At 39.8% G+C, this 15,589-nt stretch carries 8 protein-coding genes; all 8 read left to right on the top strand.

Annotation, left to right across the window (positions count from 1 at the left end):
• Window positions 1-102 precede the first annotated feature (102 nt).
• A complete protein-coding gene (locus tag ACUN24_RS02460; RefSeq protein WP_445561092.1) occupies window positions 103-1,398 on the top strand; it encodes a murein hydrolase activator EnvC family protein in 1,296 nt (431 codons plus the stop codon).
• 46 nt (window positions 1,399-1,444) lie between these two features.
• On the top strand, window positions 1,445-1,807 hold the full coding sequence (locus tag ACUN24_RS02455) for a Sec-independent protein translocase subunit TatA/TatB (protein ID WP_219076873.1): 363 nt from the start codon (window positions 1,445-1,447) through the stop codon (window positions 1,805-1,807).
• Between the two features lie 11 nt (window positions 1,808-1,818).
• A complete protein-coding gene (locus tag ACUN24_RS02450; RefSeq protein WP_029287719.1) occupies window positions 1,819-2,019 on the top strand; it encodes a Sec-independent protein translocase subunit TatA/TatB in 201 nt (66 codons plus the stop codon).
• A gap of 18 nt (window positions 2,020-2,037) precedes the next feature.
• Window positions 2,038-3,456 carry an Asp-tRNA(Asn)/Glu-tRNA(Gln) amidotransferase subunit GatA gene (gene gatA, locus ACUN24_RS02445; protein WP_445561091.1) on the top strand — a complete coding sequence of 473 codons (1,419 nt, stop codon included), beginning with the start codon at window positions 2,038-2,040 and terminating at the stop codon, window positions 3,454-3,456.
• 206 nt (window positions 3,457-3,662) lie between these two features.
• The gene (locus ACUN24_RS02440; protein WP_445561090.1) at window positions 3,663-5,066 is read left to right on the top strand and encodes a transglycosylase SLT domain-containing protein; all 1,404 of its coding nucleotides are present in this window, start codon (window positions 3,663-3,665) and stop codon (window positions 5,064-5,066) included.
• Between the two features lie 190 nt (window positions 5,067-5,256).
• Complete coding sequence (locus ACUN24_RS02435; RefSeq protein ID WP_445561089.1) at window positions 5,257-7,578, top strand: NADP-dependent malic enzyme; 2,322 nt, start codon at window positions 5,257-5,259, stop codon at window positions 7,576-7,578.
• A 6-nt stretch (window positions 7,579-7,584) separates the two neighbouring features.
• Window positions 7,585-8,169 (top strand): Holliday junction branch migration protein RuvA, encoded by a 585-nt coding sequence (ruvA, locus tag ACUN24_RS02430; RefSeq protein WP_445561088.1) that lies wholly within the window; start codon window positions 7,585-7,587, stop codon window positions 8,167-8,169.
• Between the two features lie 11 nt (window positions 8,170-8,180).
• A complete protein-coding gene (gene sov, locus ACUN24_RS02425) occupies window positions 8,181-15,380 on the top strand; it encodes a T9SS outer membrane translocon Sov/SprA (protein ID WP_445561087.1) in 7,200 nt (2,399 codons plus the stop codon).
• Window positions 15,381-15,589 lie beyond the last annotated feature (209 nt).

Here is a 15,589-nt window from a genome sequence, read left to right as displayed (position 1 = left end):
TATATGAAGATTAAGTGAAGACGTTTCTGTAATAAGTGATTATGACTTTAGTATCTCAATTTTTAATACTTTTTACTGTAAAATTTTTATACTTTTGGCTTAATGAAGCTACAAAAACTCCTGTTTATCCTTTTTTTAAGCGTGTTAACTCTTTCTGCAGTTGCACAAACTGAAAGCCAGCTCAGAAGGAAAAAAGAAGCTATACAACGCGAAATCGAACAGCTTCAGAAGAATTTAAACAAAACTGCCAGTGGTAAAAAGCTTACTATCCAGCAGATTAATACCATAAATGCCCAGATTAGGTTGCGCCAGGATAAAATTGGTACCATTAACTCTGAAATAAAAAATCTGGATAACCAAATCTCTCAGAACACAAATACCGTACATACATTACAAGGTCAATTAGGCGATCTTAAAAAAGAGTATGCAGGCATGATCCGATTTGCCCAGCGCAACAGAAATTCGTACGATAAAATGATGTTCATTTTTGCAGCGAAGGATTTTAACCAGGCATATAAACGGATCAAATATTTACAGCAGTTTAGTCAATACCGTAAAAAACAAGCTGGATACATTGAAAATACGCAGCAGGACCTGAACGGAAAGATTAAAGTGCTGGATAAAACACTTAGAGAAAAAAGTGATTTATTGAAGGAACAGGAAAGAGAGCGTGAGCGTTTAAGTAAAGATAAAAGTAAACAATCAGTAGAGTTAAACAAACTGAGCAAGGACGAAAGGCAGTATAAACAGGATATTACCAGCCGTAAAAAACAACAAGCGCAGATAGACAGGGCCATTAGTGCTGCAATTCAGCGGGCAATTGAAGAAGCGAGAAGGAAGGCCGCAGAAGAGGCAAGAAGAAAGGCGGCTGAAGAAGCACGGATTGCGGCAGCAAAAGCCAAGGCTGAAAACAAGCCGGTACCAACTGCTCCGGCTGCTCCTACAGCCAAAGCGAAATCGACCGGAGAATTGCTTACCGCAACACCAGAGGCAGCGAGATTGTCGGCAGGTTTTGAAAATAACAGGGGAAGGTTACCTTGGCCGGTAGCAACAGGAACAATAACCGAAAGGTTCGGTATGCATAAAATAGACCAGGCAAGTTATACCAACGATGGGGTAGATATTACTACTACCGACGGGGCGCCGGTTAGGGCTGTGTTTGCAGGTAAGGTTGCTGCGGTTCAGGTAATGATGGGTAGAACGGTGGTTTTAATCAACCACGGTGAATACTTTACAGTATATCAGAACCTGAGATCGGTTAGCGTGAGTGTAGGTAATTCTGTCGATACCAAACAAACCATTGGGGTTGTTGCCAACACTGGTGATGATGCGGTTCTGAAGTTTCAGATCAGAAGGGGACAGGCAGCTTTAAATCCGGAAGCATGGATCAGTAAATAAAAGAATAGTTTTTAAAATGTCTATATTTGTATAAATTATATTAGTGATGTATCAAGGCACGTTATTAGAGTTTTTAAACATGGGGGGATCGGAGATCGTACTCATTTTAGTGGTAGTTCTATTGTTGTTCGGAGGTAAAAAATTACCAGAACTGGCAAGGGGATTAGGGAAAGGGATCAGAGAGTTTAAAGATGCCTCTGATGGTGTTAAGCGTGAAATCCATAGAAATATTAATGCTATGGACTTAGATAAAGAAGAAGCGGAAGAAACAGCTGTAAATACCCATAGTCAACGTCATCACCCAACAGAGGAATCACCTGTTGATGAAAAGGTTGAGTCAAGTGTGCCACATATCGATTTGGCAAAGCCTACGGATGAAAAAATTATAACTGACAAAGAAAAAGTTTAAACAAAAAGGTTATGTTAAATACAACAATAGCAGCAATGCTTGGAACACCAGAAATTATCATTATTGCGGTAGTGGTATTGTTATTATTTGGTGGTAAAAAAATTCCTGAACTGATGAGAGGTTTAGGTAAAGGTGTTAAAGAATTTAAAGATGGTAAAGATGGTGTTGATGGCGAGCAAGTAGATCCGTCTAACCGTGATAAAACTGTTTAATTGCAATAATTTTTAGTTTTGAAGAAATACAGCTCTCTTAAGGAGATTCAAACACTCATTTCGCAAAAGCAATTAACTTTACCCGATTTATTAGCTTATTATTTTAAGCAAATTGAACAAAATAAACACCTCAATGCATTTAATGAGGTGTTTTTTTTATCGGCCGAAGTTCAGGCGAAAGCGATACAGCAGAAAATAGAAGATGGTACTGCAGGTAAACTTGCAGGGATGGTAATTGGTATTAAAGATAATATCTGTTATGAAGGCCATATCGTTACGGCATCATCAAAGATGCTCGAAGGCTTTGTATCTCCATATTCTTCTACAGTTGTGCAACGTTTGTTAAAGGAAGATGCCGTTATTATCGGCCGTTTAAACTGTGATGAATTCGCTATGGGCGGCTCCAATGAAACGTCATATTATGGGGTTGCTAAAAATGCGGCAAATCCCGAACTTGTTCCGGGTGGATCTTCGGGCGGCTCTGCTGTTGCTGTTCAGGCCGATATGTGTTTATCGGCCCTGGGTACCGATACTGGTGGTTCGGTAAGACAACCAGCTGCTTTTTGCGGACAAATTGGACTTAAACCAACCTACGGACGTATTTCAAGGTATGGTGTGATTGCATATGCTTCCTCTTTCGATCAGGTTGGTCCCATTACATCTTCAGTAGAAGATGCTGCTTTGCTCTTACAGGTTTTGGCTGGTGCTGATGATTATGATTCTACCGTTTCTCCTGTTGCAGTACCCGATTATCCTGCTCATTTAAATGAGCGTAAAAAACAAAAAATAGCAGTGTTAAAGGAAACTATTGAGAGCGAAGCCCTTAATCCCGAAATCAAATCTGCTATTTTAAAATCAATCGAACAGCTTAAGGCTGATGGGCACTCTGTTGAGTATGTTTCTTTTGATCTGTTGGATTATCTGGTTCCGGCCTATTATATCTTAACAACGGCCGAAGCTTCTTCCAACCTTTCGCGTTATGATGGTGTTCATTACGGACATCGTAATATGGAAGCGAAATCCCTGAATGAACTTTATAAATTATCCCGTGCCGAAGGTTTTGGCGAAGAAGTAAAACGCCGCATCCTTTTGGGTACTTTTGTTTTAAGTGCAGGATATTACGATGCATATTATCAAAAAGCACAGCAGGTCCGTCGATTGATCAGGGAAAAAATGGATCTTCTGTTTCAGGATTACGATTTTATTCTGTCTCCTGTGGCGCCAACAGCAGCTTTTAAAATTGGTGATCATGTTCAGGATGCAATTGTGATGTACATGGCCGATATTTTTACCGTATTGCCTTCTTTAAGCGGAAATCCGGCAATTGCTTTGCCAATAGGCAATAATGTGGCAGGTTTACCGTTAAGTATACAATTTACAGCCAAACATTTTGAGGAAGATAAGCTTCTGGCTTTTTCTCAGGCATTTTTATCATAGTTTTATCGTCATTGCAATTACGAAGCAATCTTAATGTAAAAGCATTATAGTTAAGTATGGCAGTGGCATTTTATTAACTGTTTTCCAGGCATTATCTGGAAGGTTCACAGGTTCTTAACTTTCCTTGATATGGAAAGAAAAATGAATCTGTATAAAGGTTTGTGAGGACACAAACCACGGTTAATGAAAATTTGAACCAATAGCCCATGATTAAAAAATTACTTTTTGCTTCAATTTGTGCTTGTTTAGGATACGTTTCTTCCTCGTCTGCGCAACAAACACTCAAACTGGATAGTCTTCCGAAGATTCATAACAACATCTTTATCAATACCGATACCGTAGCTGTACCGCTTGTTTCTGAAAACCCATTAACCATGGGGCAGAACTTTATCTATAAGCTCAGGCTAGATTCTATTGCTAAAACGGTACCCCTTCCATACAACGAATACGTTCAGCAGTATATCGATATTTATGCCAAACGCAAAGATATGTTCGGCAAAATGATCGGCTTATCAAGCTATTACTTCCCGATTTTTGATAAGGCTTTAAAAGACTATAACATTCCGCAGGAAATAAAATATTTAACTATCGTCGAATCGCAGATGAATCCGCATGCGATTTCGAGAGTAGGGGCAACAGGGATCTGGCAGTTTATGTTTGGTACTGGTAAGGCCTATGGACTAAAGATGGACAATTTTGTAGATGAACGCAAAGATCCGATCCAGGCCAGTTATGCTGCGGCAGCCTATTTTAGAGATGCTTTTGAAGAACTTGGCGATTGGTTGTTGGCCATTGCAGCCTATAATTGCGGAAAAGGGAACGTTAATCGTGCTATTGAAAAAGCGGGATCAAGAGATTTTTGGGTAATCAGACAGTTTTTGCCTAAGGAAACCAGAAACTATGTGCCGGCATTTATTGCTGCGGTTTATGTGATGAACTATTCCCACAAACATCAGATTACGGCACAGGCTTCGAACATGTTCCTGAAGACCGACACCGTTCAAACTACCCGTTTCGTGTCGTTATCTACACTTGCAAAAGTATTAAATGTTGACGAGTCAGCGATTATGGCCTTAAACCCATCTTACAAGAAAAAGATTGTAAATGGTACCGATGATGAGCCGAAACGTATTGTGATGCCCAAGTTAAGGGATATCGACTACGCAGGTATTTATGATGTGCTAAACAACCAGGAAGTGGGTTTAAACATGAAAGTGGTGGCTGCCAGTACCGACGATGTAAGAGATTTAAGAAAGAAAAAAGCTAAAACTGTAGCTACATCGGCTGTGGTGTATTTTAAAGTTACTTCAGGACAAAGCTTAACAACTGTTGCCGATAAATATGGAGTAGAAGTACAGGATTTAAGGGTTTGGAATGGTTTAAAAAGCAAAACGCTGGTGCCAGGACAAAGATTAAAGATCTACGCCAAAAACCGTACACCATTAAAAGTACCATCATCGTTTTTAAGTTACAAGGTTAAAACCGGCGATACCCTTTCTGAAATTGCAGAGAAATTTGATGGTGCAACTGTTCAAAGTATCAGGAGAGATAACCGTTTATCAAAAGCAGGTTTGCAAGTTGGGATGATACTGAAGATTACCAAGGGATAATATATTAAACTTAATTATAGTACTTTATTGGCGATCAGTTGTTTATGAAATATTATCGTAACAACTACTCAATCTGTTTGGCATTACTAGCTGCTTAACGTCGCGTCTTATTTAACTTTTTTGAACGGCTTTTTATTTTAAGCCTCATAAAAAGAATTGTACCTTTGCGACGTCACTAATAAGTTACTTAATGAGTAATACGAATAGAAAGCAAGATGCGTTGGATTACCATTCGCAAGGCCGTCCGGGAAAGATACAAGTAGTACCCACAAAACCCACAACATCGCAAAGGGATTTAACCCTGGCATACTCTCCAGGAGTTGCTGAGCCTTGTTTAAAAATAGCAAACAATAAAGAGGATGTTTATAAATATACCGCAAAAGGTAATTTAGTTGCAGTAATCAGTAATGGAACAGCCGTTTTGGGGCTGGGCAACATCGGTCCTGAAGCAGGTAAACCAGTAATGGAAGGCAAAGGCCTTCTATTTAAAATCTTCTCCGACATCGATGTGTTTGATTTGGAGCTGGACACCGAAAATGTAGATGATTTTGTAAAAATCGTTAAAGCTTTGGAGCCAACTTTCGGAGGGATCAATCTGGAAGATATTAAGGCACCAGAGTGTTTCGAGATTGAGCGGCGTTTAAAACAGGAGATGAATATCCCTGTAATGCACGATGATCAGCATGGAACAGCCATTATTTCTGGTGCAGCATTATTAAATGCCTGCGAAATTCAAAAAAAGAAAATAGATAAAATCCAGGTTGTGGTGAGTGGCGCTGGTGCTGCTGCAGTTTCCTGCTCTAAAATGTACCTGAGTTTAGGGGTTAAAAAAGAGAATTTGGTGATGTTCGATATCAATGGATTAATTGATATCCACCGTACCGATCTGGATGATATCCGCATGAGCTTTGCGACCACCAGGAAAGGTATTTCTAATATTGGAGAGGCTATGAAAGGGGCTGATGTTTTTATCGGACTTTCGGCAGCAAACGTCATTTCTCCGGATATGTTGGTGGGGATGGCCAAAAACCCAATTGTTTTCGCGATGGCGAATCCAAATCCTGAAATTGCCTATGAAGTGGCAATTAAAACCCGTAAAGATCTGATCATGGCTACAGGTCGTTCTGATTATCCGAACCAAGTGAATAATGTACTGGGTTTTCCTTATATTTTCCGTGGAGCGCTTGATGTTAGGGCAACCAGTATTAATGAAGCCATGAAAATTGCTGCGGTAAGGGCAATTGCCGAACTGGCCAAAAAATCGGTTCCGGAAGCCGTTAATCTGGCCTACAATGCACGTAATTTAAAATTTGGACGTGATTATATCATTCCAAAACCTGTTGATTTCAGGTTAATTACCGAAGTATCAACTGCAGTTGCAAAAGCTGCAATTGAAAGTGGCGTGGCCAGAAAAATTATTACCGATTGGGATGCCTACAATGAAGAATTAAGGAAACGTTTAGGTTTGGATGATGCCATCATGAGGGCGGTAACTACCAAAGCGAAGATGGATCCTAAACGTGTGGTGTTTGCGGAGGCTGATAATTATAAAATTTTAAAAGCTGCCCAGATTGTAAAAGATGAGAATATCGCCATTCCCATTCTTTTGGGGAATAAAGAAAAAATACAAGCCATTATAGATGAGCATGCGCTGGAGCTTGTGGGAGTAGAGATTATTGATCAGATGCAAAATCCTGAAAAAACCCATCAATATGCAGAAGCACTTTTCAAAAAACGCCAACGCAAGGGAGTTTCTTCGATGCGTGATGCTACAAAACTATTGAGAGACCGTAACTATTACGGTGCTTCGATGGTTGAATTTGGTGAGGCCGATGCCATGATTTCGGGTTTGACCAAAAATTATGGTGCTACTATTAAACCTGCCCTGCAGGTGATCGGTGTAGAACCAGGCGTTAAACGCGTTGCAGGTATGTACATGATGATGACCAAAAAAGGCCCTGTTTTCTTTGGAGATACCACTGTAAACGTAGATCCAACTGCAGAAGAGCTGGTGGATATCACGCTGTTGATCGATAAATCTGTTAAACAGTTTAACATCAAACCACGCATTGCCTTATTATCTTATTCAAATTTTGGTTCTAACGATGGGATAACCCCAAACAAAGTAAGGGAAACGGTGAGGCTTCTTCACCAAAATCACCCAGAAATTGTGGTGGATGGAGAAATGCAGGGAAACTTTGCCATTAACAACGAACTGCTGCAGGATAATTTTCCATTTAGCACATTGGCAGATGCCCCGGCAAACACTTTAGTGTTCCCAAATCTGGAGTCGGGAAACATTGCATACAAATTGTTACAAGAGCTTGGCGGTGCCGAAGCAGTTGGCCCGATCTTATTAGGACTGAATAAACCTGTTCATATTGTTCAATTAGGTAGTTCTGTACGTGAAATCGTTAATATGGTTACCATAGCTGTTGTAGATGTGCAGGCAAAAGAAGAAATTGCAACATCGAAACGAAAAGGTATATTTGGGAAAACAACTAAAAAGTAATATTACATGTACGCCTATATTGATGGTAAATTGACATTTAAAAACCCAGCCTATGTTGTGGTTGAAGCCGGAGGTATAGGCTATCATATAAACATTTCGTTAAATACATACAGCGCTTTGGGCGATGCAGAAAGGTGCAAATTATACACCTGGCTGCATGTAAAAGAAGATGCACATACATTATACGGCTTCGCTGATGAAGGCGAACGCCGTTTATTTTTACATTTAATTTCGGTATCGGGTATCGGACCGAATACGGGAAGGATGATTTTATCCTCCATCACTCCCGTTGAGATTCAAACTGCTATTGTTAAAGCAGATTTGCCACTCATACAGCGGATTAAGGGCTTGGGTGTAAAAACCGCACAACGCCTGGTTTTAGAACTGCAGGATAAGTTAAAAAAAGAAGGTGCTGATTCATTAATTTCTATGCCTCAGCACAATACCGTTAAAGATGAAGCGTTATCAGCATTGGTAATGCTCGGGTTCGCCAAACAAACCGCCGAAAAAACTATAGACCAAATATTAAAAGTGACAGAGGGAAGCCTTTCGGTAGAGCAGTTAATTAAACAAGCTTTGAAAACTTTATAGATTTAACGCCTTTGAAGAGAATATCTACATTTCTTTTTCTCATTCTTCTTTTTATAATTGCTTCTCAAACCACTTATGCTCAAGTTGTTCCAAGCAAAACAGATACTATTACCCCAAAAAACAATTTTAGCCTGCGGGAAAAAGAAAGGTTAGGCCTTAGTCCGGCAGTTAATCCATTTTATCCATCCCCTAGTAATTTAAAGCGTGTTGTAGAATACGATGCAAAAAACAGGCGTTATGTTGTTAAAGAACTTATTGGCGAAAACTTCGTTCTCAACACCCAATACCTTACCATTGATGAGTACCAACGGCTGGTAAACAGTGAAATAAAAAGGGGTAACTGGCGCAGCATTTCTAATGCGGAAGTAAGCGATTATAGAAGCACCGGCATTATTCCGCAGATTCAGGTAAACAGTAAAGCTTTTGAAAAACTGTTTGGAGGCACAACGATTGATATTCAGCCCCGCGGTGAGGCCGAGCTTACTTTTTTAGGAAGGGTAAATAAAAATGAAAATCCGCTTTTTAACGAAAGACAAAGGGTACAAACCAATTTCGATTTTAACCAGAGGATCCAGATGGACCTGGTTGGAAATATTGGAACCAAGCTAAAAATAAAAAGTAATTACAATACAGAAGCGCAGTTTGATTTTGAAAACCAAATCAAACTGGATTATACAGGCGGTGTAGATGATATTATTCAAAAAATAGAAGCCGGTAATGTGAGTTTGCCTTTAAATACCTCATTGATTACCGGAACACAGGCGCTTTTTGGGATAAAAACACAACTAAAATTCGGGCGTTTAAACGTAACGAGTGTTTATACCCAACAAAAATCACAATCTAGAGAGATTAAAATTACCAATGGGGCACAGCAAAATACCACTACGGTAAATATAGATAGCTACGAAGCCAATAAACACTATTTTCTTTCGCAATATTTTAGAAATAACTATAACAAGAACCTGGCTAACGCACCTATTATTACCTCTCCGATCCAGATTACCAAAATTGAAGTTTGGATTACCAATAAAGCAGGAAATACCACCGACTCCAGAGATGTATTGGGTTTGATGGATTTGGGTGAAAACGTTCCTTTTAACAATAATTTAATTACCGGAGGTACTTCCGGTCTGCCTGCAGGAACTACCGCTACTGGCTTTCCACAGCAATCAAACAACTTGATCTCTCAATTAAATGCTTATCAGGGTGGGGCTATCAGGCAGACAAATTCTAATGCTGTCCTTTCTTTCTTCCAAACAACGCCAGCTAACAGTAGTAATACCGATAATTTTGCTAAATTGGTTTATGCGAGGAAGTTAACAGATCGCGAATTTACTTTTCAGCCACAACTGGGTTATTTATCGTTAAATAATCCGCTAAATGCCGATGAGGTTTTAGCAGTTGCCTACCGCTATACCTATAACGGGGTGGAGTACCAGGTGGGTGAGTTTTCTACCGATGTTTCTTTTGATGCGGCTAATCCAAAAGTGCTTTATGCCAAATTGTTAAAGAACGAAACCACTAAGATCCAGCTGCCAACATGGGATCTGATGATGAAAAATATTTATTCTATCGGCGGATATCAGATCAGCAGTCAGAATTTTAAACTTGATATTTACCGTATAGATAACGAAACAGGTGTTGATAATCCGGTAATGACAGAAGGTCAGAATACGGCTAATAAACAGTGGATTGCCCTAACCGAATTCGATCGTTTAAATCAGCAGAATGAGCGGAGACCAGATGGTGTTTTCGATTTCGTGGCTGCAAACAATGCCTTTGGATCTTATTCTACAGCAAGCAATGCCAACCAGGCCAGTATGTTTGGTACGGGTAGCAATGGGCAGACCTCATTGGTTACCAATACCAATTCGGGTTATATCACTATCGATCCGGCAAATGGGAGGATTATTTTCCCTGTGATTGAACCATTTGGTAAAGATTTGGCTGCAAAGTTTTTGCCAAGCGAACAGGCATTAATCAATAAATATACGTTTACCGCGCTTTACGATTCAACACAAACCATCGCCAGGCAGTTGTTTCAAAACCAGAACCGGTATACCATCAAGGTAAATTACCAATCTGATATTTCTTCTGAATTTAGCTTAAATGCCATCAATGTTCCGGAAGGATCGGTAAAGGTTTTTGCAGGAACAATGCCGCTGACAGAAGGAGTAGACTTTACGGTCGATTATCAGGGTGGACGTGTAAGTATCATCAACCAGGCACTTTTGGTATCTGGTCAGCCGATTAGAATTACCACAGAAAATAGTGAAACCTTTGGTCTGCAACAGCGGTCGCTTTTCGGAACCCGTTTAGATTACCGTGTAAACAATAAACTAAACCTGGGGGGTACGATCATGAACCTGACCGAAAAACCTTTAACCCAAAAGGTAAACATCGGCGAAGAACCCATCTCGAATACCATTTGGGGAGCAGATATTAACTATAGTTCACCTTCGCGGTTTTTAACAAAACTGGTTGATAAACTTCCTTTTATTTCAACTAAAGCACCATCAAGTGTAACGTTTTACGGTGAATTTGCTCAACTGATCCCCGGTCACCCAAGGGCGCTTAATTTTGCCGGCAGTAAAAACGGGGTAAGTTATTTGGATGATTTCGAAGCATCTAGATCGGTGATCGATTTAAAAAGTGCCATTGCCTGGCAGCTGTCTGGTACGCCACAGCTTTTTCCGGAATTCGATAAATCCAACGATTTATCCTATGGTTACCGCCGGGCACGAATTGCATTTTATAACATCGACCCAACTTTTTATAATTCGGCGGCATCTACCACTCCTGCCAATATCAGGGGCAACCGGGGAGAACTTTCCAATCACTATGTGAGAGAGGTAATTGAGCAGGAGGTTTTTCCATTTAAGGAAACTGCAACCGGGCAAGCCTTAAACCTTACCACTTTGGATGTGGCCTTTTATCCAACCGTTAGGGGACCTTATAATTTCCGTACCACTGATTTTAGGCCAGATGGAAGTTTGTTGCAACCGAGAAATAATTGGGGAGGTTTTCAGCGGAAGATTGAAACAAACGATTTTGAAGCGCTAAATGTTGGTTTCATCGAATTTTGGGTAATGGATCCATTTATTTATAAGCCAAATTCGGCAGGTGGTGATATCTATTTCAACCTGGGGAATATTTCAGAAGATATTCTTAAAGATGGTAGAAAATCTTTAGAAAATGGTTTGCCCGCAACAAACGATCCGGGCAAATATGATGAAACCGTTTGGGGACGCGTGCCGAAATTACAACCCGTTGTACAGGCTTTCGATAACAATGCCAATTCGCGCAGAGCACAGGATGTAGGTTTGGACGGATTATCTGATGCTGATGAAAAAGTAAAATTTGCTGCCGCAATCACTCAGATCAAATCGCAATTAGACGCAACAGCTTCAACTGCTCTTGATGCCGATCCATCATCAGATAATTATACTTATTTCAGGGGGCCGGCATTAGATCAGATTAATGCAGGTATTCTTAAACGTTACGAAAAGTATAACGGAACTGAAGGGAACTCTAAAACTTCGCAGCAATCGCAAGAAGAATTAGGGCTTGAAAATTCCGCTTCCACTTCTTTACCCGATGGGGAAGACATCAACCGCGATAATAACATGACGCAAAGTGATGAGTATTTTCAGTATAAAGTTTCGATGCGCCCGGGAGATTTAAATGTTGGACAGAATTTTATTACCGATAAAGTAACTTCGCAGGTAAAACTGGCCAATGGAAATACGCAGGCTGTTTCATGGTATCAATTCAGGATCCCGATTAGCCAGTACCAGGATCGGGTTGGTGGTATCCAGGATTTTAAATCTATCCGTTTCTTTAGGATGTTTATGACCAATTTTGCTGATACTGCCGTAATGCGTTTCGCGAAATTACAATTGATCCGCGGGGAATGGAGAGCGTACAATGCATCGAACCAGGCTGCGCAAGTAATCGTCGAGCCATCTTTGCCTGCACTTACGCCTGATAATTCTACTATTGAAGTATCGACAGTGAATATCGAAGAAAATGGAAAACGTTCACCAATTCCATATGTTACCCCTCCTGGTATTCTTCGTGAGCGTGACTATAGCAACTATCGTGGCGATACACGTTTAAATGAGCAATCACTATCCGTTATCGTAAAATCGTTAAGAGATGGTTATGGTAGAGGTGCATTTAAAACAGCCTATAGCGATTTCAGGTCTTACAAACATTTGGAAATGTTTATTCATGCCGAGGCGGTTAATAACCAGGTTTTAAATGATAATGATGTTGCTGCATTCTTAAGAATCGGAACCGATAACCAGGATAATTATTATGAATATGTAATCCCGTTAAAGGTGACCAATCCCGGTACAAGCGATCCTGATGCCATTTGGCCGGAAGCCAACAGAATGGATATTGATTTAACGCTTTTTCAAAATGCAAAGTTAGCCCGTAATGTTGCCAAACAAGCTAACGGACGACCATGGCCGACAAATGTACCATTTACCTATACCGACGGAACGAGAACGATCGTAGTTAAAGGGCAGCCTGATATGAGCAAAGTTAGGGTATATATGGTGGGTGTTAAAAATCCGCTCCGTGCCGCCAATGATGAACGTAATGATGATGGCCTTGATAAAAATGCGTTGGTTTGGTTTAACGAATTAAGATTAACTGAATTCGATGAAAGAGGTGGTTGGGCAGCTACCGGAAGATTGAACTTAAAATTAGCCGATTTTGCCGATGTAAATATTTCCGGAAGTAAATCTACCATCGGTTTTGGTTCGATCGATTCGAAAGTGAGCGAGCGGAACCGTGCAGATAATGTATTGCTTGATGTTTCTTCTGCAATGGAATTAGGTAGGTTTCTGCCGCAAAAATCGGGCGTGAAAATCCCGATGTTTGTGAGTTACTCTAAACAAGTTTCTACTCCTCAGTACAATCCAAGGACACCAGATATCGAGCTTAAAAATGCTTTGGAGCAATCTACAAAAGAACAAAAAGATTCGATTTTAAATTTTGCACAGGATTATACCGTTAGAAGAGGGATAAACTTTACCAATGTTAGAAAAGAACGGATCAATAACAATAAACCTGTCCGTCTTTGGGATATTGAGAATTTTGCTGCAAGTTATGCTTATACCCAATATAATCATCGCGATTTTATTAATCAAAGCAGTATTCAGAATACCTATAGGGCATCGTTACAGTACAGTTATAGTAAAGAAGCGAAAACGATAGCGCCGTTTGAAAAAATCATAAAATCTAACATGCTGGCCTTATTGAAGGATTTTAACTTCAGTATTTTTCCAAGCGCGATTAATTTCAGGATTGATGTAGACCGCTTATATTCAGAAAATACCTTACGGAATAACGATCCGAATAACACCATCGGGCTTTATCAGAGTGGTTATGGTACCACCTTTAACAAAAACTTTACCATGAGCCGGGTTTATGGTATCGCATGGAACCTTACCCGTTCGTTACAGTTAGATTTTAATGCCACAAATTATTCGATTATTGACGAACCGGATGGAAGAATTGACGGCATGAAACGCGATACTGTTTGGCAAAACTTAAAACGATTAGGGCGCACAACCGATTATAACCACAATTTAAACGTTACCTATAATTTGCCAATTGATAAAATACCAGGGCTAAACTGGGTTACCGTAAAAACCCGTTATGGTACCAACTTTAACTGGCAAACCGAACCGCTTTCTACATTATTGGATCCAAATATTAACTTGGGTAATACCGTACAAAACAGCAGGACTGTACAGGTTAACCCAACATTAAACCTAACTACATTGTACAACAAATTTGGCTTTATCAGGAATGCTGGTAATGATCAGGACGGTAGTAAAGCGAAGAACTTTTTCATCAACATTTTAACCAGTTTAAAAAACGTTAATGCCAGTTTCGTACAAACTAAAGGTATTTTTCTCCCTGGTTATTTGCCAACCACGAAGTATTTCGGTATCGACAATGCAACAGGAGCACCAGGTTTAGGTTTTGCTTTTGGTAGTCAGCGGGATATCAGGGATATGGCACTGAATAATGGTTGGTTAACAACCGATACGTTACAGAACCAACTGTACGTAAACACCTTAAGAGAGGATTTTCAATTTACTGGTCTACTCGAGCCTTTTAAAGATCTACGGATCACGTTAAAAGCCAATAAAGCACAAACAAGAAACTTTTCTACAAATTTCAGGTACGTGGCCAGCGTATCCTCGTTCGAGAATCTGAGTGCAATTACCACGGGAGATTATAGCGTATCGTACATCGCTTTAGGCACGGCATTTAAAGAAAGTAATTCCACCATTATCTCAGGACTATTTAATCAGTTTATGGCCAATAGGATAATTATTTCCAGAAGGCTTGGCGCTGAAAACCCAAATTCGGGTGGCATCAATGGAGGTTATGCTGATGGTTACAGTAAGGAGAGCCAGGATGTAATTATCTCTGCTTTTATGGCTGCTTATTCGGGTAAAGATGCAGGTAAGACGAAAATGAATGCTTTCCCGAAAATACCGCTTCCAAACTGGAGTTTAACTTATAGCGGTTTGACACGTATTCCTTTTATTGCCGATAAATTTTCGTCTGTCGATATCCGTCATGGCTATCGTTCGGCCTATAATATTAATGGCTTTAACTCATTATTGCGTTACCAGGAAACCAACGGTGCCGTGAGTAGTAGGGATGTAAATAATAACTTTTTACCAGAATACCAGTTTGCTCAGGTAACCATTTCAGAATATTTTTCTCCTTTGGTTGGTGTTGATACGAGGTTTAAAAATAACCTGACCGCTTCTTTCGAATTAAACCGATCGCGTTTATTGGGATTGAGTTTATCAAACAGTCAGCTGGCACAGTTATCAGAAAACAATATGGTTTTAGGATTGGGTTACCGTACCAACAAATTCCGTTTCCCATTTGGGTGGTTTAAAAGCCTGAAAATGGATAACAACATGGATTTCAAGTTAGATGTAGCTATCCGCGATAATAAAACGGTGATTTACCGTGCCGATGTTACTGAAGCCGAAGTTTCTTCAGGTGCAAAAAATATTACGCTTAGGCCAAGTGTCGATTATGTGTTAAACCAGAAGTTTAATATCAAGTTATTTTACGATTCGAACATTACCAAACCCTATACTTCACAAACTTTTAATACCTCATTCAGTAATTTCGGATTTAGTTTAAGGTTTACATTAAATTAGAAATATAGTCCTGGTGTTAAGAAGCAGTAAAGCCTGCATAAATGATCAGGTGTTGCATGTGAATTTTCTTTTAAAAATATACCTGTCATACAGATAGTCTGAAAGAATTTCTCGTATAGGTATTGGGATGCATATTTTTATACACATGTACTGCTAATCTGTCAATTTTCACCACTATAGAGACGACTGCTATCGGCTATACTTTTCTT

The sequence above is a fragment of the Pedobacter sp. WC2501 genome (genome assembly GCF_052682415.1).
The sequence above is the reverse complement of the archived record's forward strand: the minus strand, read 5'-3'. Positions and strand labels throughout refer to the sequence as shown.

Bases quoted from the DNA above. Each gene is read 5' to 3' on its own strand.
- ACUN24_RS02460 (WP_445561092.1), top strand. From the start codon at position 103: ATGAAGCTACAAAAACTCCTGTTTATCCTTTTTTTAAGCGTGTTAACT.
- ACUN24_RS02455 (WP_219076873.1), top strand. From the start codon at position 1,445: ATGTATCAAGGCACGTTATTAGAGTTTTTAAACATGGGGGGATCGGAG.
- ACUN24_RS02450 (WP_029287719.1), top strand. From the start codon at position 1,819: ATGTTAAATACAACAATAGCAGCAATGCTTGGAACACCAGAAATTATC.
- ACUN24_RS02440 (WP_445561090.1), top strand. From the start codon at position 3,663: ATGATTAAAAAATTACTTTTTGCTTCAATTTGTGCTTGTTTAGGATAC.
- ACUN24_RS02435 (WP_445561089.1), top strand. From the start codon at position 5,257: ATGAGTAATACGAATAGAAAGCAAGATGCGTTGGATTACCATTCGCAA.
- ruvA (WP_445561088.1), top strand. From the start codon at position 7,585: ATGTACGCCTATATTGATGGTAAATTGACATTTAAAAACCCAGCCTAT.